The 18,801-nt window shown below is 68.6% G+C and carries 13 protein-coding genes and 2 pseudogenes; 9 read left to right on the top strand and 6 right to left on the bottom strand.

The annotated features are described in order from the left end of the window. The first annotated feature begins 132 nt into the window (after positions 1 to 132). Together ABZ845_RS02420 and ABZ845_RS02415 are read left to right on the top strand one after the other, a co-directional pair. Positions 133 to 1,545: a hypothetical protein gene (locus ABZ845_RS02420; RefSeq protein ID WP_360972030.1), complete on the top strand. Its 1,413-nt coding sequence runs from the start codon at positions 133 to 135 to the stop codon at positions 1,543 to 1,545. Between the two features lie 236 nt (positions 1,546 to 1,781). Next, positions 1,782 to 2,267, top strand: a complete 486-nt coding sequence (locus tag ABZ845_RS02415; RefSeq protein ID WP_360972028.1) for a hypothetical protein — start codon at positions 1,782 to 1,784, stop codon at positions 2,265 to 2,267. 225 nt (positions 2,268 to 2,492) lie between these two features. Here the strand turns inward: ABZ845_RS02415 and ABZ845_RS02410 are convergent, their stop codons facing one another. After that, positions 2,493 to 3,113 carry a TetR family transcriptional regulator gene (locus tag ABZ845_RS02410; RefSeq protein WP_360972026.1) on the bottom strand — a complete coding sequence of 207 codons (621 nt, stop codon included), beginning with the start codon at positions 3,111 to 3,113 and terminating at the stop codon, positions 2,493 to 2,495. Positions 3,114 to 3,316: 203 nt separating this feature from the next. Between ABZ845_RS02410 and ABZ845_RS02405 the strand changes: the two genes are divergently transcribed. The 3 genes from ABZ845_RS02405 to ABZ845_RS02395 are packed head-to-tail and all read left to right on the top strand — an operon-like array spanning position 3,317 to position 6,599. After that, positions 3,317 to 4,795, top strand: coding sequence for a glycosyltransferase family 4 protein (locus ABZ845_RS02405; protein WP_360972024.1), 1,479 nt, complete (start codon positions 3,317 to 3,319; stop codon positions 4,793 to 4,795). After that, positions 4,789 to 5,532, top strand: a complete 744-nt coding sequence (locus ABZ845_RS02400; RefSeq protein WP_360972022.1) for a class I SAM-dependent methyltransferase — start codon at positions 4,789 to 4,791, stop codon at positions 5,530 to 5,532. Before ABZ845_RS02405 ends, ABZ845_RS02400 begins: the two co-directional genes overlap by 7 nt. Continuing rightward, positions 5,529 to 6,599, top strand: a complete 1,071-nt coding sequence (locus ABZ845_RS02395) for a prenyltransferase/squalene oxidase repeat-containing protein (protein ID WP_360972020.1) — start codon at positions 5,529 to 5,531, stop codon at positions 6,597 to 6,599. The genes ABZ845_RS02400 and ABZ845_RS02395 overlap by 4 nt, the downstream gene beginning before the upstream one ends. A gap of 189 nt (positions 6,600 to 6,788) precedes the next feature. Here ABZ845_RS02395 and ABZ845_RS02390 read toward each other — a convergent pair whose 3' ends face one another. Beyond that, entirely contained in the window at positions 6,789 to 7,082 is a 294-nt protein-coding gene (locus tag ABZ845_RS02390) for a hypothetical protein (RefSeq protein ID WP_360972018.1), read from the bottom strand. Between the two features lie 166 nt (positions 7,083 to 7,248). Here ABZ845_RS02390 and ABZ845_RS02385 point away from each other — a divergent pair, with 166 nt between their 5' ends. Both ABZ845_RS02385 and ABZ845_RS02380 read left to right on the top strand, forming a co-directional pair. After that, positions 7,249 to 7,803: a hypothetical protein gene (locus ABZ845_RS02385; RefSeq protein ID WP_360972016.1), complete on the top strand. Its 555-nt coding sequence runs from the start codon at positions 7,249 to 7,251 to the stop codon at positions 7,801 to 7,803. Positions 7,804 to 7,929: 126 nt separating this feature from the next. Then, positions 7,930 to 9,633 (top strand): phospholipase, encoded by a 1,704-nt coding sequence (locus ABZ845_RS02380; RefSeq protein ID WP_360972014.1) that lies wholly within the window; start codon positions 7,930 to 7,932, stop codon positions 9,631 to 9,633. On the opposite strand, the gene ABZ845_RS02375 is transcribed toward ABZ845_RS02380, so the two are convergent. Continuing rightward, positions 9,606 to 11,210 carry a hypothetical protein gene (locus ABZ845_RS02375; RefSeq protein ID WP_360972013.1) on the bottom strand — a complete coding sequence of 535 codons (1,605 nt, stop codon included), beginning with the start codon at positions 11,208 to 11,210 and terminating at the stop codon, positions 9,606 to 9,608. The genes ABZ845_RS02380 and ABZ845_RS02375 overlap by 28 nt on opposite strands. A gap of 716 nt (positions 11,211 to 11,926) precedes the next feature. Between ABZ845_RS02375 and ABZ845_RS02370 the strand changes: the two genes are divergently transcribed. Beyond that, positions 11,927 to 13,450: an RHS repeat-associated core domain-containing protein gene (locus ABZ845_RS02370; RefSeq protein WP_360972011.1), complete on the top strand. Its 1,524-nt coding sequence runs from the start codon at positions 11,927 to 11,929 to the stop codon at positions 13,448 to 13,450. Between the two features lie 29 nt (positions 13,451 to 13,479). Here the strand turns inward: ABZ845_RS02370 and ABZ845_RS02365 are convergent. Next, positions 13,480 to 14,699 (bottom strand): IS3 family transposase gene (locus ABZ845_RS02365; RefSeq protein WP_360972446.1). Its coding sequence is split into 2 segments (ribosomal slippage): positions 13,480 to 14,444 and positions 14,444 to 14,699, totalling 1,221 coding nucleotides; the frame shifts between segments, so codons are not numbered across the junction. Positions 14,700 to 14,739: 40 nt separating this feature from the next. On the opposite strand from ABZ845_RS02365, the gene ABZ845_RS02360 reads away from it, so the two are divergent. Then, the gene (locus ABZ845_RS02360) at positions 14,740 to 15,417 is read left to right on the top strand and encodes a polymorphic toxin-type HINT domain-containing protein (protein ID WP_360972010.1); all 678 of its coding nucleotides are present in this window, start codon (positions 14,740 to 14,742) and stop codon (positions 15,415 to 15,417) included. Positions 15,418 to 16,048: 631 nt separating this feature from the next. Here the strand turns inward: ABZ845_RS02360 and ABZ845_RS02355 are convergent. Both ABZ845_RS02355 and ABZ845_RS02350 read right to left on the bottom strand, forming a co-directional pair. Continuing rightward, positions 16,049 to 17,002 (bottom strand): annotated as a pseudogene (locus ABZ845_RS02355) (site-specific integrase); the annotation flags it as partial. Positions 17,003 to 17,004: 2 nt separating this feature from the next. Continuing rightward, positions 17,005 to 18,261, bottom strand: a pseudogene (locus tag ABZ845_RS02350) (IS481 family transposase); the annotation flags it as partial. Between the last annotated feature and the right edge of the window lie 540 nt (positions 18,262 to 18,801).

Genomic DNA, 18,801 nt, shown 5'->3' with positions numbered 1-18,801 from the left:
TGGGCTGACCGTATGACAGTCCGACGCGTAACGGAATGTCACCGTTGACGGCCGTACGTCCTGGCTAGGTTTGGTGCTGCCGTTCCGCGCCGGCGGACCGGACGGGTCCGGACGTGTCAGCGGAGGAGAGCGATGGCCTGGCGGAGCATGCGTGTCGGGACGGCAGCGGTGGCCGGAGTGCTGCTCGCGGGAGCGGTGGCGGTTCCCGCGCACGCGAATACGCCCGTGGGCTGCTCGGACCTGGCGTTGATCCAGGCGATCAACGACTCCAACGGCGGCCTGAACGACCACATCCTGGACCTGACGCCGTACTGCGTCTACACGCTGACCGACGCCGACGGCACCCTGCCGACCATCACTCAAGCCCTGATGATCCACGGCCACAACGCCACCATCCGCCGCGACCCGAACGCCGCGAACGCCTTCCGGATCTTCGAGGTGGGCGGCACGTCGCTGACCATGGACACCCTCACCGTCATGAACGGCAGCGACGCCGGCGGTGGCGGCGTGTTCCTCAACACCAGCGGCGGGTCCCTGATCACCACGGACGTGAACTTCCAGGGGAACCACAGCAGCCTGGAAGGCGGCGCGATCGACTCCACCGACACCGCCGTCGGGAACACGATCTCCCTCACCGGCGGAACGGTCAGCGACAACAGCGCCGACCAGGAGGGCGGCGGCATCGAGGGCAGAAGCGACGTCGCGGTGACCCTGACCTCGGTGACCCTGACCCGCAACCGCGCCGAAGTGCGCGGCGGCGCCGTCTCCATGGACAGCAGCACCGGGCCGCTGAACATCACCGGCAGCACCATCAGCCACAACACGGCACGGCGCTACGGCGGCGGGATCTCCCACTTCGGCAACACCGGCGGCGGCTCGGCCACCATCAGCGGCAGCACGATCTCGGACAACCGGGTCATCCAGAGCACCGCCGGTGGCGGCGGTATCGGCGTCTACGAGTCGGCCCTCAGCGTCCCCGTGACGATCACCGGCTCCACCATCAGCGGCAACCTGGTCACCGGGTTCATCGTCGTCAACGACATCGACAACGCCGGCGGAGGTATCCAGCAGCAAGGCGGCAGCCTCACCCTGGACAGCACGAACGTGACCGGCAACCGGCTCGTCGGCCAGGGCGGACACGGCGGGGGCATCGTGGTGACAGGGGACATCGCGCCCTCCCTTCTGACCCTCCAGAACAACACCAACGTCACCGGCAACCTGGCCTCCGGCCGCTATGCCCAGGGCGGCGGCCTCTTCTTCCACGGCATCAGCAACATCCTCTCCGTGGTGATCAACGGCTCCCACGTCGACGGCAACAAGGTCACCGGCACCGGCTCGTCCGTCGGCGGCGTCTACAACGTCGACGCCGCCGTGTCGTTCAACGGCTCCACGGTGAACAACAACATCGCCCCGAGCGCCCCCGCCCCCGGCGGCGTCTCCACGGTCACGGTGCCGATCACCTCCGTCACGTCGACCGTGATCACCGGCAACACCCCCACCAACTGCCTCCTCAGCCCCCAGCCCGTCACCGGCTGCGTGGGCTGAGACGTCTCCCGTGGCCCCGCGTCCCGCGCCGCCGTCCCTTCGTACGTCGGCGGGCAGCGCGGGCAGTCGCGCGAGGGCCCCGCGCGAGGAAGCTGTGCTCATGCCGGCGGACCGGCACCCGATCCTGGTGAAGTCCGGCAGCATGCCGGCGTGTTGCCCCAAGTGGCCTGCAGCGCCGTTGAGTTACTGTCGTGCGTGCAGGCGGAGGCGAGCAGTGTTACGGGGGCTGTACTTCGATGACGTTCGATGTGCTGTTAATGGTCGGCATCACCGCCTTGGTCGTGGTGAGCCAGTTCTCCGCGCGGCCGGTCCGGCCGGTGGCGTATCTGTGGGTCGTTCTCCTGATCGCGCGCGGCTGTGTTCCGCCCGGTCCGGGCCGTATGACCGTGGCGGGGGTCGCGTTCCTCGCTGCCGGGCTCGTCGTGTCCGCGATAGCCGGGGTTCTGCGCGGTCGCACCATGCCGATGTGGCGGGAGGCGGACGGGACGCTGTACCGCAAGGGCGGCCGGACGACGCTGGTGCTGTGGGTCGCCACCGTCGTCGTCAAACTCGGGCTCGGCGCGATCGCGGAGGCGACGTTCCGTGAGCCCTTCGACGGCGACGCCCTGTGGCTCGGACTCGGGGTCACTCTGGGTGCTCAGCAGATGGTCATGGCGTATTACGGACGACGTCTGCCGGTGCCGGCGCCGGAGGTCGACGCACCCGATGTCCGGGTTATCTGAAAAATCTCTGTTTGGGGTGTTCCATCCGGGCCCGGAAGAGCTATCCTGAAAGTCGCCTACGAGGCGAGCGAGGAAGCTCGACCGGAAGCTGCCGACTTTGGCGTGAGGTTACGATTTCCGCCGGGGCCGACAGAGGTCGGCCGAGAGGCTGGAAGGCCGAAAAGACCTGAAGGTCATCCGCACCCGTCTCGTAGGTTTTTCCATGCCCCGCCCGGGCTCGGCGGCTCAGTGCGGCTCCGGGCCGCCGGTCAGGTCGATCAGGCGGCAGACCGTCTCGATGTCGATCTTCACCTGCGCGATGGAGGCCCGCCCCGACAGCCAGGTGATCAGCGCCGAGTGCCAGGTGTGCTCGATCACCCGGACCGCGGAGAGCTGCTCGGGTGTGGGCTCGTGCTCCAGGCCCATCGCGTCCAGGATGATCGCCGTCGTCTGACGCGAGACCTGGTCCACCTCGGGGGAGACGCTGCGGTCCGCGAAGGTCAGCGCGCGCACCATGGCGTCGGCCAGATGCGGCTCCCGCTGGAGCGCCCGGAACGCGCGCATCAACGTCTCCGCCACCCGCTCGGACGCCCTCTCCCCGGCGGGCGGCTTCTTGCGGAGCGTGCCGTGCATGTGCGCCAGCTGGTCCTGCATCGTCGCGACCAGCAGATGCACCTTCGACGGGAAGTAGCGGTACAGCGTGCCCAGCGCAACCTGCGACGACTCCGCGACCTCCCGCATCTGCACCGCGTCGAACCCGCCCCTGCTGGCAAGCTGCGCGCTCGCGCGCAGGATCCTGCGGCGGCGTGCCTCCTGCCGCTCGGTGAGCGGTGAGGTACTGGCTGGCACCTTGGCTTCCGCAGGCATGGGTCCCGTTCCGTGACAGTCGGTGAGGGCGGGCGGTCGGTCAGCCGGCAGGGCGACGGTCGTGGCGCGAATCACCTGATCCAACGCTCACAGTGGCACTACCTGCCGGTAGATTCAGAGGCTCTACGATCAAGTCTGAAACTTGTTCTAGATTACCGTCCCGGCGTAGTCTCGCGGGAAATCGCAGGGAGAAGGGGCCGAGAGTGACCGCTGAGGCCATGGAGGCGGGTCCCCAGGCGGGCTTGGCCGCCGACGGGCACCGCCCGCTGCGCATCGCGCTCCTCACGTACAAGGGAAACCCGTTCTGCGGCGGCCAGGGCGTGTACGTACGGCACCTCTCGCGCGAGCTGGCCCGGCTCGGCCACCGGGTCGAGGTCATCGGCTCCCAGCCGTACCCCGTGCTCGACGAGGGCGACGACCTGGAGGGGCTCTCCCTCACCGAACTGCCCAGCCTCGACCTGTACCGCCAGCCCGACCCCTTCCGCACCCCCGGGCGCGACGAGTACCGCGACTGGGTCGACGCTCTCGAGGTCGCGACGATGTGGACCGGCGGCTTCCCCGAGCCGCTGACGTTCTCGCTGCGCGCCCGCCGCCATCTGCGCGCCCGGCGCGGTGACTTCGACGTCGTGCACGACAACCAGACGCTCGGGTACGGCCTGCTGGGCGAGGTGGGCGCCCCGCTCGTCACCACCATCCACCACCCCATCACCGTGGACCGCCAGTTGGAGCTGGACGCGGCCCAGGGCTGGAAGCGGCGCGCCTCCGTACGCCGCTGGTACGCGTTCACGCGCATGCAGAAGCGGGTCGCCCGCCGGCTCTCCTCCGTGCTCACCGTCTCCGGCACCTCCCGGCAGGAGATCATCGAGCACCTCGGCGTGGACCGGGACCGTATCCACGTCGTGCACATCGGCGCCGACACCGACCTCTTCTCACCGGACCCCTCGGTGCCGAAGATCCCGGGCCGGATCGTGACCACCTCCAGCGCGGACGTACCGCTCAAGGGCCTCGTGTTCCTCGTCGAGGCGCTCGCGAAGGTGCGCACCGAGCACCCCGCCGCCCATCTCGTGGTCGTCGGCAAGCGCCCCCAGGAGGGGCCGGTCGCGCAGGCGATGGAGCGGTACGGGCTCGAGGGCGCCGTCGACTTCGTGAAGGGCATCTCGGACGCGGAACTGGTCGACCTGGTGCGGTCGGCCGAGGTGGCGTGCGTGCCGTCGCTGTACGAGGGCTTCTCGCTGCCCGCCGCCGAGGCCATGGCGACGGGTACGCCGCTGGTGGCCACCACCGGTGGCGCCATACCGGAGGTCGCGGGGCCGGACGGCGAGACATGCCTCGCGGTGCCGCCCGGTGACGCGGGTGCGCTGGCCGCCGGGCTGAGCAGACTGCTGGGGGACCGGGAACTCAGGGTCCGGCTCGGCCGGGCGGGCCGGGAACGGGTGCTGGGCCGGTTCACCTGGGCCAAGGCCGCCGAGGGCACGGTCGCGCGGTACCGGGAGGCCATCGCGGCCTCCACCGGTTTCTACGGCGCCGCGGCCATCAGCGTGCCCGTGGCGTCGGCGGTGCGCGGTGGGTCCGTGCGCGGCGAGGCCGTCGTGGGCGCCACCGGCGCATCACTGACCGACGCCGATTCCGGCCGTTCCAGCCGCTCCAACCGTTCCGACCGCGAAAGCAGGGCCACGTGCTGACCGTCGACTTCTCCCGGTTCCCGCTCGCCGCGGGCGACCGTGTCCTGGACCTCGGGTGCGGTGCCGGACGGCACGCGTTCGAGTGCTACCGGCGCGGTGCGCAGGTGGTCGCCCTGGACCAGAACGGCGAGGAGATCCGCGAGGTCGCCAAGTGGTTCGCGGCGATGAAGGAGGCGGGCGAGGCACCGGCCGGTGCCACCGCGACCGCCATGGAGGGCGACGCCCTCGCGCTCCCCTTCCCGGACGAGTCCTTCGACGTCGTGATCATCTCCGAGGTCATGGAGCACATCCCGGACGACAAGGGCGTGCTCGCCGAGATGGTCCGGGTCCTCAAGCCCGGCGGACGCATAGCGATCACCGTTCCGCGCTACGGTCCCGAGAAGGTCTGCTGGGCCCTGTCCGACGCCTACCACGAGGTCGAGGGCGGCCACATCCGCATCTACAAGGCGGACGAACTCCTCGCGAAGATCCGGGAGGCGGGCCTCAAGCCGTACGGCACGCACCACGCGCACGCGCTGCACTCACCGTACTGGTGGCTGAAGTGCGCGTTCGGCGTCGACAACGACAAGGCGCTGCCGGTGCGCGCGTACCACAAGCTCCTGGTCTGGGACATCATGAAGAAGCCGCTCGCCACCCGGGTCGCCGAACAGGCGCTCAACCCGCTGATCGGCAAGAGCTTCGTGGCGTACGCGACCAAGCCGCACCTGCCCCGCGCCGCCGAGGCGGACGCCGCGTGACCACTCCCCGGACGGAACACCTCGTCCTGCCCGGGGTCCTCACCGCGGAGCAGGCCGCCGCGACCGTCCACGGGATCCTGTCCCTCCAGCGGGAGGACGGGGCCATACCGTGGTTCCGCGGGCACCACCTCGACCCCTGGGACCATGTCGAGGCCGCCATGGCGCTCGACGCGGCCGGTGAGCACACGGCGGCCGAACGGGCGTACGAGTGGCTGGCGCGGCACCAGAACGAGGACGGGTCGTGGTACGCCGCCTACGCCGACGGCGAGGCGAAGGACGTCACCGACCGCGGCCGTGAGACGAACTTCGTCGCGTACATCGCCGTCGGCGTCTGGCACCACTACCTGGCCACCGGCGACGACATGTTCCTGGACCGCATGTGGCCGACGGTGTACTCGGCCATCGAGTTCGTGCTGCGGCTGCAGCAGCCCGGCGGCCAGATCGGCTGGAAGCGCGAGGACGACGGCACGGCCACGGTGGACGCGCTGCTGACCGGCTGCTCGTCCATTCACCATGCGCTGCGGTGCGGTCTCGCGATCGCCGAGCAGCGTGAGGAGGCGCAGCCGGACTGGGAGCTCGCGGCCGGCGCGCTGCGGCATGCGATACGACGGCACCCGGAGCGCTTCCTCGACAAGGACCGCTACTCGATGGACTGGTACTACCCGGTCCTCGGGGGCGCCCTGACGGGCGAGGAGGCGAAGGAGCGCATCGAGGCGCACTGGGAGCGGTTCGTGGTGCCCGGGCTCGGTGTGCGGTGCGTCGTGCCCAACCCATGGGTGACCGGCGGGGAGTCGGCCGAACTCGCGCTGGCGCTGTGGGCGATGGGCGAGTCCGACCGTGCGCTGGAGATCCTCCAGTCGATCCAGCATCTGCGGGATCCGGAGTCCGGGCTGTACTGGACGGGGTACGTCTTCGACGACGGTGCCATCTGGCCGGAGGAGCTGACCAGTTGGACCGCCGGGTCGTTGCTGCTCGCGGTGGCGGCGCTGGGGGGTGACGAGCCCACCTGTGCGGTGTTCGGGGGCGAGCGGTTGCCCAGGGGGCTGGACCCCGACTGCTGCGCCTGACGCTGAGCCGGCTCGGGGATGAGTCGCCGCCCCCGGGAACGTGCAGGTTTCGCGCAGTTCCCCGCGCCCCTGTAGGGGCGCGGGGAACTGCGCGGTCAACCACGATGGAGCCGCGGGGAGTCACCGGCGTGAGCCACCCCTACAGGGGCGCGGGGAACTGCGCAAAACCCCCCACGCACCCGCAGGGACTCAGTGGCGATGAATGCGGCTGGCTATCGCGTGGCCGATGAAGAGGTAGACCACCGCTGCCAAGCCGTAGCCCGCCACCACCCGGGCCCACGCCTCGTTGAAGGTGAACAGGTCGTGCGACCAACCCGCAAGCCAGTTCGCCGCGTTGTGGACGACGCGCACCAAGTCGTTGGCACGGTTGGCGTCCAGCAGGTACATCACGATCCACAGGCCCAGGATGAAGGCCATGACATCGGCGACGATCGCGATGACCGTGCCGGCCTGGTTGGCGCCGTTGCGATATCGAGGGGACATGCACTTCGGATTGCCCGTCGCCCGCGGCTGAAACCCGCCCCTGCCTCGTCACCCGAACGGCCCTGCCGGGGCGGCGTGGCCGGGCGGTGCGGGTGACGCTGCCGGTAGACCAATCGGCCCCCCGGCAGCGGGAGGCCCGCCGTCCCCCCAAGGTCCGGAGGAACCCGTGCCCGTACCTGTACGCACCCTCGCCGCCACCCTCGCCCTGAGCAGCACTCTGTTCGTCGGCGCCGCCGCCTGCAGTACCAGTAGCACCGCGCAGGAGGCCTCCGCCTACATCGCCGTCGCCACGCCCTCCCCGACCACCCAGGCGGAGCGCCAGAAATTCGCCAAGGCCCGCTTCGTGGCGAACGCGGGACTCGCGGCCGGGGCGACGTACCAGTGGATCGTGAAGCCGTGGAAGGCCGGTGCGTTCAAGAAGGGCGCGAAGGGGCGAAGTGCCGCAATGATCAAGGCGGGCCTCGCGGGCACCTTCGCCTACAACCGGCTCAAGGCGGCCCAGCGCAACGCCCAGGGCGACCCCGCGCTCTCCAAGGCACTGGCACCGCTCGGCGCCGCCATCGACGCGCTCAAGGGCCTGCCCCCTCGGCTGCGCGCAGGCGACGAGTCGGCCGCGAGCCCCTTCAACGACGTCATCGGCAAGGTGAAGAAGGCGGGAAGCAGCGCGGGCGCGCCGGTCGCCAACCAGGTCCCGACCGCCCGGCAGCTCGCGGGAGGCTGAGCGCCGCCGCGATCCCCAGGGACGCGTCCTCGCGGGAACTGATCGGCTCTCATATCCGCGTCGCTGAACGGTAGTTCCCGGCTGGTAACTTCTGTCGAGTTGATCAGGCTCAGTGCCGTCACGGCCGTGAGCACCCCCCAATCACTCGACAAGGACGCGACCTTGGCTCCTGCCCGGCTCCGCCGCACGATCCGTCTCGTCGCCACCTCGGCGGCTCTCGCCCTCTCCGTCGGCCCGTTGTCCTCCGCCCCGGCCCTCGCGGCCGGATCCGCCGGATCCGCCGGGTCGACGGGCGAACCCGCCCCGCACCTCGATGCCGTCGAGAAGACACTGCGCGAGGTGTCACCGGGCCTCGAAGGCCAGGTGTGGGAGCGTACGGACGGCAACCGCCTGGACGCCCCGGCCGATGACCCCTCCGGCTGGCTGCTCCAGACGCCGGGCTGCTGGGGTGACGCCGGTTGCGCGGAGCGTTCCGGCACCCGGCGGCTGCTGGCGAAGATGAGCGCGAACATCGCGCAGGCCACGCGCACGGTGGACATATCCACCCTGGCGCCGTTCCCCAACGGGGAGTTCCAGGACGCGATCGTCTCCGGTCTCAAGAGCGCGGCGTTGAAGGGCGGTTCGGGTGACAAGATCAAGGTGCGGGTTCTCGTCGGGGCCGCACCGATCTACCACTTGAACGTGCTGCCGTCGAAATACCGCGACGAGCTGCTCTCGAAGCTGGGCGCGGCCGCCGACGACATCAGCCTCGACGTGGCGTCCATGACGACTTCCAAGACCGGTCTGTCCTGGAACCACTCCAAGCTGCTCGTGGTCGACGGCCGGTCGGCGGTCACCGGCGGCATCAACGACTGGAAGGACGACTACATCGACACCGCTCACCCGGTGTCCGACGTCGACCTCGCCCTCACCGGCCCCGCGGCGGGCTCGGCCGGCCGCTATCTGGACCAGCTGTGGTCCTGGACGTGCCAGAACAAGAACAACCTCACCAAGGTGTGGTTCGCGTCGTCCCCCGGAACCGGCTGCATGTCCACGCTGTCCGACGCGTCCTCGGCACGGCAGGCCTCCGCATCGCCCGCTCCGGCCGGTGACACCCCGGTGATCGCGGTCGGCGGCCTCGGCGTCGGTGTCAAGGACCGCGACACGTCGTCCGAGTACCGGCCCGGCCTGCCGACCGCGCCGGACACCAAGTGCGGCGTCGGACTGTCCGACCGCACCAACTCCGATCGCGACTACGACACGGTCAACCCGGAGGAGAGCGCACTGCGGGCGCTGGTGGGCAGCGCGACCAGCCATGTCGAGATCTCCCAGCAGGACATGAACGCCACCTGCCCGCCGCTGCCGCGTTACGACATCCGGCTGTACGACACGCTGGCCGCGAAGCTGGCCGCCGGAGTGAAGGTCCGCATCGTGGTCAGCGACCCGGCCAACCGTGGCACGTTCGGCAGTGGAGGCTACTCGCAGATCAAGTCGCTGGACGAGATCAGCGATGTGCTGCGCGGCCGACTCACCCGGATCACCGGTGACAGTGCGAAGGCGGCGGCGGCCCTGTGCGGCAATCTCCAACTGGCCTCCGCCCGCGGTGCGGACAGCGCCACCTGGGCCGACGGCAAGCCGTACGCGCAGCACCACAAGCTGGTGTCGGTGGACGGATCGGCCTTCTACATCGGCTCGAAGAACCTGTACCCGGCCTGGCTCGAGGACTTCGGCTACATCGTGGAGAGCCCGAGGGCCGCGGCCCAGCTCGACGCGGCACTGCTCGCTCCGCAGTGGAAGTACGCGCAGAAGACCGCCACGTACGACTACACCCGCGGGCTCTGCCAGGGCTGAGTGCCCGCGGGAGGGTCGAACCCGACCGTGGCTGCGGCCCCCCGGCCGCCGGAGGTTTGGTCGGTGGTGAGGTAGTTGTTCGGGATGCCGGAGGCGAGGACGCTGTAGTCGGGGATGTTGTCGGTGTTGGTGCGCAGGCGGTACGAGAGGTCGTTGTTGTAGCGGAGGGTGTTGGAGCCGGCTGTGAAGCCTGATCCGGCGTTGACCAGGCCGTCGCCGAGTACGGAGACCGCCGGCCTGTGGTCGGTGTTGGTGACGTCGACTTCGGTGAGGATGTCGGAGAAGCGGCCCACGGCTGTTCCGGTGCCGGTGAACGCGGTGTCGGCGGTGTCGGTGGTGTGGTCGCCGCTGTCGGCGGCGCTGACGCAGCCGAGGGTGTCGGGCGCTGCCCAGGGGTGCATGACGAGGTAGTCGACCTGGTTGACCAGGTGCATGCTGGTGGTCAGTGACACGCCGGGGCTGACGTTCATGGGTATGGGGTCGCTGTAGAGTTCGCCGCCTTCGGGGATGACCACGGATTTGCTGCCGCCGAAGGTCACGTCGACGGGTGTGGCGGTCGTTGCGGCCCCGCTTTTGTAGTAGCCGGTGGTGACGTGGTCGAGGGTCAGCGGGTCTGTTCCCAGCGCGTTGGACAGCCGGAGCCGGACGTTGTCGCCGCCCGCGCTGCTCTGGGTGATGATGCGAATGGTCTCGTTCTTGAACGCGCCGAGGTTGGTGAACTGGATGCGCTGCTCGGTGGGTGCGCTCCAGGTGCCGGTCCAGGTGGCGCCGTCGGCCGCGGTGGTGGTGTCCCGGATGCTCATGCCGAGGATGTGCAGCCCGGGGACGAACGCGCGTGCCGCGTCGGCCACGTCGGGCAGGGAGACCGAGTCGAGGGTGGCGCCTGCCTTCAGCGGGACGGCGAAGGCATAGATGTTCGTGTTGCGTGTCTGCTGGGTGCTTGCGGTGTTGCGGTGGGGGAGGGTGGTGGCGGCGAGGGTGTCGGAGCCGTAGACCCAGTCGGGCATGGTGAGGTAGTAGCCCTGCGTGGTGCCGTCACCGTAGGTGATACTTCCCCGGGGGGGGGTGACGCAGTCCTGGTATGTGCCGTTCCCCAGGCTGCAGTTGGTGGCCGCGGTGTTGGTGCCGTCGGGCACGACGGGGCTGGTGGAATCGTCGTCGTGGTGTTTGGAGGAGACGGAGCCGTACGTGGAGAAGCCGAGGAAGACGAGGGCTTGTCCGCTGCTGCCGTTCATCTGGATGGTCTGGTTGGCGGCCGTCACATTGTCGCCGGTTGCGGCGCCGAAGTCGGGCAGGGTGAAGGTGGCGCCGTCGATGGTGACCTTGCCGCCGGGTTGCCAGCCGGCTGCCTTGAGGTCCTGCAGGGACAGGGTGGCGCCGGAGCCGTCGGCGTTTCCTGTGGTGTGGTTGCTGTCGTCGGTGACGGCGGTGTTGTTGAAGGCCGCTTGCAGGCTGGCGTCGGTGTTGCCGGTGTGACCGAGTGCGGTGAACTCGTACTGCTGCTGTGAGGAGACGTTGCCGGCGGAGTCGACGGCGTAGGCGTACAGCGTGTGCGTGCCCGGCGCGGGCGGGGTCACGGTGATGGTGGCGGTGTTGTTCTTGGCCGGCTGCGTCTGCGAGGACGGTATGTTGGAGGTGGGCGGGGCGGCGTCCAGGCCGTAGAGGAACTTGGCGGCGTTGTTGCCGTTGGTTCCGGGGTCGGTGGACAGGGTCGTCCGCCGAAGGCGCCCTGGCCGGCAACTACATCCACCAGAACAACTACAACCTGACCGGCACGCTGGCCCACTACACCGACCAGGACCCCACCAGCGTCAAGCTGCCGGAAGAGACGATCGGCTACACCTACGACGACTACGGCCGACCCATCGCCGTCGGCGGCTGGAACACCTGGTCCTACGTCAGCAAGCTCAGCTACACCGAGTTCGACGAGCCGTACCAGTTCACCTACGGCACCGACGGCAACTTCACCCAGCAAACCCTCAACTACGACGACCAGACCCACCGCCTGACCGACTCCACCACCGTCACCCAGTCCGGCGCGGCGATAGCCGACAAGACCGCCTACAGCTACCAGCCCTCCGGCAACGTCACGAAGATCAGCGACAAGCTGGACACCGGCCAGACCGACATTCAGTGCTTCACCTACGACTGGGCCCAGCGCCTCAAAGCCGCGTGGACGGCGACCGACGCCTGCTCGGCCACCCCGGCCCCAGGCGCATCCTCCACGGTCGGCGGCCCGTCCCCGTACTGGCAGTCCTGGACCTACGACACCACCGGCGCACGCCAGACCCAGGTGGACCACGCCACGTCCGGCGACACCTCCCACGACACCACCGCCACCTACACCCCGTTCGCGGCGGGCAAGGGCCCGGCCCACGCCGTCTCCCAGGTGGCCAAGGTGACGCCCGGCGACACGAGTGCCAACACCACCAACAGCTACACCTACGACGAGAACGGCAACGCCCTCACCCGTACCACCCGCGCCGGCACCGACACCCTCACCTACGACGACGAGGGCAAACTCACCGAACTGTCCTCCACCGGCACCAGCGGCGACACCAAATACCTCTACGGCCCGGACGGCAGCCTGTTGCTGCGCCGCAGCCCCGACGCCACCACCCTGTACACCGGCGACGAGGAGATCACCCTCAAAAAGGGTGCCACCAGCGCCGACGGCACCCGCTACATCTCCCTCGCCGGCCAGACCGTGGCCACCCACTCCTCCGACGGCCACTACACCTACCTCATCCCCGACCGCCAGGGCACCGGCACCCTCGCCATCGACTCAGGCACCCAGGCCGTCACCCGACGCCAGTACAAACCCTTCGGCGAATCCCGCGACCAGACAGGCACGTGGACCGCGGGCCAGCGCGGCTACGTCGGCGGCACCCAGGACGACAACACCGGCCTGACCAACCTCGGCGCCCGCGAATACGACCCCACCATCGGCCGGTTCCTCGCCCCGGACCCCCTGCTCGACGCGGGTGCTCCGCAGTCCTGGGACGCCTACGACTACGCCGACGACACCCCCGTCACCACCTCCGACCCCTCCGGCGCCTGCGCAACGGCCGACTGCCCGACCCGCAACTGCCCCTACTGCATCAACGCCACGCCCGGCGACCAGGGATCCGCCGACAGGGCGGCCCGCGACTACCCGGGCTCCGGCAGCACACCCAACAACACCAAGGCATACGCCAAGCAGTACGCCAGACAGAACAAAGCCGACATCAGCCAGTCCGCGCGACCCGGCCAGGCCGAGCACCAGGCAGTGGAGCAAGCGAAAGCCACCGCAGACGCGGCCGCAGCCGCCGCGAAGAAACAGGCGTCCGGCCTCACACACAAGATCCTCAGCCTCGTCGCCGACGTCATCGGCCTGACCGACGCCTACAACTGCTTCACCAAGGGCGACGTCATGGGCTGCATCAACACCGCCCTGACCGCCGTCCCCTGGGGCAAAATCTTCAAAGCCATCAAGGTCGGCATCGAAGCATTCAAGGTCTGGCGCGAACTCGACCGTGCCTACGCCGCGGTCAAGGACGCCGAAGAAGCCGCCAAGATCGCCGACGACGCACTGGACGCCGAACGCGCAGTCAACGAAGCCCGCGAAGTCGAAAGCGCCGGAACAGAAGCCGCAGGCTGCACGCACAGTTTCGTCCCCACCACAGAGGTCCGGCTGGCCGACGGCTCCTCCAAACCCATCAGCCAGGTGAAAACCGGCGACACCGTCCTGGCCACCGACCCCCAGACCGGCGTCACCGCCCCCGAAAAGGTCCAGCAGCTCATCGTCACGACCAATGACCGTGACTTCACCACCTGAGGCGTCCCCCGGAGTGTGGACACAGGGGTTCATGCTGCGAGTGTGAGTTTACGTCCTGGCCGGTGCTGCTGTTCGAATTCGGCGGGCGAGAGGTAGTTGAGGGCGCTGTGGCGCCGTCGGGCGTTGTAATAGGTCAGCCACTGGAAGATCTCCAGCCTCGCCTGACGCACCGTCGAGAACAGTCTCTGGTGCATCGTCTCTCTCTTGAGTCCCTGCCAGAACGACTCGGCGAGGGCGTTGTCGTAGCTCGAGCCGACCCGGCCCATGCTCCTGAGGATCCCGAAACCGTCACAGACCTGCGCGAACGCCGCCGACGTGTACTGGGCGCCCCTGTCCGCGTGGAAGATCACTCCGGTGACGTTGCCGCCGCGGGTCGCTACCGCCATCGTCAGAGCGTCGATGACCAGTTCGGCGCGCATGTGCGAAGCCATCGAGTAGCCGAGCACCCGGCGTGAGCAGATGTCGATGACGCAGGCGAGATATAGCCACGTCCCGCCGACCTGCACGTATGTGATGTCGCCGCACCACTTCTCATCCAGCCGGGCGGCGGTGAACTGGCGTTGGACGAGGTCCGGGGCGGGCGGCGCGAGCCGGTCCGGGACGGTGGTGCGCTTGCGGCGGCGCAGGTGTCGTCCCTCGATGCCGTGCCGTCGCATCAGCCGCTCGATGCGCTTGCGGTTGACTGTGCGCCCGAGACCCCGCAGTTCAGCGTGAACGCGGCGGACTCCGTAGGTTCCCTTGTGCTCGGTGTGTATCTCGCGGATCTCCGCAACAAGGTCGTCCTCCGCGGCCTGCCGCTCTTCGCGGGCCTTCGCGCCGGCAAGCCATCGGTAGTACCCGGAGCGGGAGACCTGAAGGACCCGGCATATCCGCTGAACGCCGAAGGTCTCGGCGTGGCCGGAGACGAAGTCCCAGCGGCGGGTCTTCACTTCATCTCCTTGGCGAAATAGGCCGCCGCCCGGCGCAGGATCTCCCGCTCGAGCTCCCACTCCTTCTCCGCCTTGCGCAGTCGGCTGTTCTCTGCTCGCAGCCGGGCCAGTTCCTCATTCTGGCTCTCCGAGTTCTGCTCGCCGCGGCCGTGAGCGCGGCCGGCGTGTTCGTCGGCCTGGCGCACCCAGCTGCGCAGCGTCTCGCCGGTCACCCCGACGTCTGCCGCGACCGCGGCGTAGGTGCGCTTCCCGCCCGCCGCGCGGTACAGCGCGACGGCATCGTTCCTGAACTCCTCCGGATACGGAGACTTCCGTCCCACCAGGACACCCTTCCTCGGATCAGCAAGATCCATTGTCAGTGTGTCCACACCGCCGGGGTCACCTCACACCCTCACCCTGGACACCACCCCCGTCCGCGGCCCCCCGCACCACACCAAGAACAACACCAGCGCGGCGCAGCGGCAGACCCTCACGACTACCTGGCACCACCCCTTCTGGGACGCCACCCACCACCGCTGGACCGACGCCCACAACCTCACCCCCGGCACCAAACTCCGCCAACCCGACGGCACCACCATCACCATCCACGCCGTCCACAACTTCCACCAGCACAAAACCACCTACGACCTCACCGTCAACAACCTCCACACGTACTATGTGCTGGCGGGGGCCACCCCGGTCCTGGTTCACAACTGCGGTACCGTCGATCTCTATCGTGTATCGCCCAGAGACCGAGGCGCGAGCGAACTCGACAACGGAGTCCTTCCCGAGAATCACCCGCTCGATTTGGACGAGGGGCTCGATGGGTCTGCATACTTTGGAAACAGGCAGCGAGTCGAAGACTATGCGTCTCAACATCGTGACACGCACGGCCAGGGATTCCGGGTAACTGTTCCGTCCCGATGGTTGAGGGAGAACGACATCGAGCCGATGGAAGATTTTCTCAACGAAGGGGCGGTTGAATACGCCATCCCGAGGCATTTGTTTGACGAGTTCAATTCATTCCCGCGTGCTCCATGGAATCCTGGAGGGCGATGATGGATATTTCGAGTGTGCGAAACTATTCGCTCATCGAATGTCGAATCGCGAGTCACCAGCACTACGGCCTGACGGTTCATACCATTGTGGGCAACATACCTGGCTACGTGGATGAGTCCGCCATATCGGACGAGGATTTCACCCCGCGAGTCTACTGGCCGCCTAAAGGTGAACGGCTGACTTGTGTGGTCCTTGGGCAAGCCGGCGGTGGCAGGCTTCGTCTGAGTTCCCGTCCCCGTGACATCGAACTGGCAAATTCTGTCGTTGATGTGGCGATCGCGCTGACCGCGTGGCGACTGGCGCGAGATAATGAAGAAGGTTCGGGTGGACTGACGGAGTTTTGGCGGTCGCCTGACGTAGTAGCTGTCTTGCGGTGGGCGCTGCACCGCCCCGCAGACTCAAGAGATCATGCACGCGCGGTGGAAATTGCCGCCTTGGCGCCGATGGCAATATCGGATTCACTGCGGGAGGCGCGTCATATCTCCTCCAGTCCAAGAGGGAAAGAACCCGACGCGGATCACCCGCGCCCTGGCTGAGTCGCCCACAGGGGCCGTTCTGCGGCTTGACGGCAGTAGATGACGGCAACGGCGGCGGACACCACTTGGTGTCCGCCGCCGTTGCCGTGCGTGTGTCAAGGACGGTCGAGGGCGTGGCCGAGGAGGTCGATGGCGTCGCGTTGGAGGCGGAGTCGGACGTGGGCGTAGACGGTGGCGGTAACGCCAATGTGGGCGTGGCCGAGGAGTTTCTTGATCACGACGAGTTCGACGCCTTGTTCCAGCAGCAGGGTGGCGGTGGAGTGGCGGAGGTCGTGGAAGCGGATGCGGCGGAGGCCGGCCTTGCGGAGGAGCGTGGTGAAGGCACGGGTGAGGTTGGTCGGGTCGATCGGTCTGCCCTGCACCGTGGTGAACACCTGCCCGTCGTGCTGCCAGGTGGTGCCTGAAGCCTCGCGTTCGCGCTGCTGCTGCTCGTGGCGGTGCCTCAGCGACTGGACGCAGCGGGTGGGAAGGGCGATGCGGCGTTCGGAGGCTCGGGTCTTGGTGGGCAGCGTGGTGAGCCCGGCTGTGGTGGTGCGCTGGAGTGTGCGGCGGATGGCGGCGGTGCCCGAGTCGAGGTCGAGGTCTTCCCAGTGCAGGCCGAGGAGTTCGCCCTTGCGGAGTCCGGTGTGGAGGGCGAGTTCGAACAGTGCGTGCAGCCGATGACCCTGGGTCGCGATGAGGAGTCGGCGGGCTTCGTCTGCGGTGAGGGGTTCGAAGCGCCGGGGGCGGGGTGTGCCGGTGCGGACGTTGCGGGCGACGTTGCGCGGGATCTCTTCCTCGCGGACGGCGTGCTCCAGGGCGGACTTGAGCACCGAGTGGATGGAGGTGAGCGTCAAGGGGGAGAGCACCTTGTGGCAGCACCGGCCGACGGCACAGCAGCGGGGCTCATCACGCCGGGCGTCGATGCCGCGGGTGCAGCACTGGCAGGTGGTGCGTAGTTGGTTGAGCCAGGTGCGGACGTCCTTGGCGGTGAGCTTGGTGAGCTTCTTCTTGCCCAGGCCGGGGATGAGGTACCGGCTGACGCAGGCGGTGTAGCGGGTGTGGGTGTTCCCAGATCCGCCACCGACAGGTGCGACCGCACGGTCTTGATCCGTGCTCCCGCGATCAGCAGATGGATCACCGAGGTGTCGGCCCAGAACGTCACCGTCAGCCCCGAGCGGGCCGGCCCGAGCCAGAACTGCTTGCCCGCGACCTGCAGATTCCCACTCGCAGGCACCACCCGCTCGAACTCCACCGGCCCGCCCTCGTCCACCTGCACCACCTCGGAAAGAGGGGCAGGGGCAGGCGGCGCTTTGGCCGGGTCCGGCGTCACCGCAGGGGCCGTCCGCTGTTGCGGCACCAGCTCGAGCACTCCGGGCACCCTCAGACCCAGTACGTCCCTCTCCTCCTCAGCAACCGCAGTGAACCGGTCACCCGGAGACTGCATGTCCAGCGCCTGATGCGGACGCATGGAGTTGTACTCCTCAACCCACTCATCCAATGCCGCCTGAGCCGCCTCGATGCTCTCGAACGCGCCGCAGTCGTCGAGGAGTTCGCGCCGCAGCGTCTGATGGAACCGCTCGACCTTGCCCGTCGTGGTCGGCGACGCCGGCTGGGTGAGCCGGTGCGCGATTCCGTTCTCCCGGCAGATCCGGTCGAACAGCACCTCACCGCCCTGCCCGAACCGGTCGGTGAACTGTTTGCCGTTGTCGGTCAGCACCTCTTCCGGCACCCCGAACGCCTGCAAGGCCCGGGCGAAGGCCGCACACACCGCCCGTCCGGTCGCCCGCTCGACCACCGACGCGATCACGCAGTACCGGGAATGGTCGTCCACCCCGGTCACGACCTTGACCTCCGTCAGCTCCCCGGTCACCGGGTTGACCAGCATCACCCCGCCGACGATGTCCATCTGCCACAGCTGCATCGGCCGAGCCCGCTGCCACCGCTTGTAATCCGACCGCTTCCTCCGCCGCACCCCTGGCTCCACCAGCCCGTGACGGACCAGGATCCGATACACGGTCATCCGTGACGGCACCGGGCTCACCGTCCCGGACCGTTCCAGCACATGAGCGATCCGCCGCGGACCCCACTTCGGGTGCTTGCGCCGCAGTTCGCACACGGCCGCCCCGACCTCGGCAGAGGCCTGATGCGGACACGACACCGGCCTACGCGACCGGTCCGCCAGCCCCGCCAGACCAGAGGCCTCATACCGGGACTTCCACCCGCTGACCGTCTGCCGCGACACCCCCAACGACGCGGCGACCTCGGTCACGGTCGCACCCGCCAGCACGGCCAGGACAGCCCGGTATCTCTGCTCGACAACCGACAACTCCACCAGCGCCAATCCCGGCCTCCTGCCACGCACCGCAACGACGCGCACAGAAAAGCCGATCACGGCCCCTGTCAACCATCAGCTGGGATCGAACTGTCAAGCATCACCCGGGATCGGACAAGTTGACCAGTGGGTGAGCTGTTCAGAGTTTCTTTACTTGATCAAGGGCGTCCCGCTGACGCGGGCCGCCGCGCGCCGGCGGTCGGAGACCGCCGCCCGCTCCTGTCTACCGCCCCGCTGGCGACGGCCGCCGACCACTCGACGCGCAGGGCCCAGAGGCATAGGCCGGACTGTCAATCGGACGCTCCGCTGTCCGACCGCTCAGCAGCAGACCGGCCGGGTTCCCGAGAGGCCGTCCGGCGAGCTCGTACCGTGCGGCGTCGGCACCCCGGCGGAGCTGTCGTCCGGAACGCAGCCGTTGTGTCTGGCTGGGGCCGTGACGATGGAGATAACTGGGCTGATGCCGGTGCGGGGTTGAGCGAGACCCACGTGACGGATGATCGGTCGGCGCGCCCGCCGTCGTGGCTGGCTTTCTGT

The sequence above is a fragment of the Streptomyces sp. NPDC047022 genome, from assembly GCF_040644155.1.
In the GTDB taxonomy this organism is placed as follows: Bacteria; Actinomycetota; Actinomycetes; order Streptomycetales; family Streptomycetaceae; genus Streptomyces.
The sequence above is the reverse complement of the archived record's forward strand: the minus strand, read 5'-3'. Positions and strand labels throughout refer to the sequence as shown.

What these genes read in the sequence shown, in the direction of transcription:
- ABZ845_RS02420 (WP_360972030.1), top strand. Translation starts at nt 133, where the DNA reads ATGGCCTGGCGGAGCATGCGTGTCGGGACGGCAGCGGTGGCCGGAGTG.
- ABZ845_RS02415 (WP_360972028.1), top strand. Translation starts at nt 1,782, where the DNA reads ATGACGTTCGATGTGCTGTTAATGGTCGGCATCACCGCCTTGGTCGTG.
- ABZ845_RS02410 (WP_360972026.1), bottom strand. Translation starts at nt 3,113, where the DNA reads ATGCCTGCGGAAGCCAAGGTGCCAGCCAGTACCTCACCGCTCACCGAG.
- ABZ845_RS02390 (WP_360972018.1), bottom strand. Translation starts at nt 7,082, where the DNA reads ATGTCCCCTCGATATCGCAACGGCGCCAACCAGGCCGGCACGGTCATC.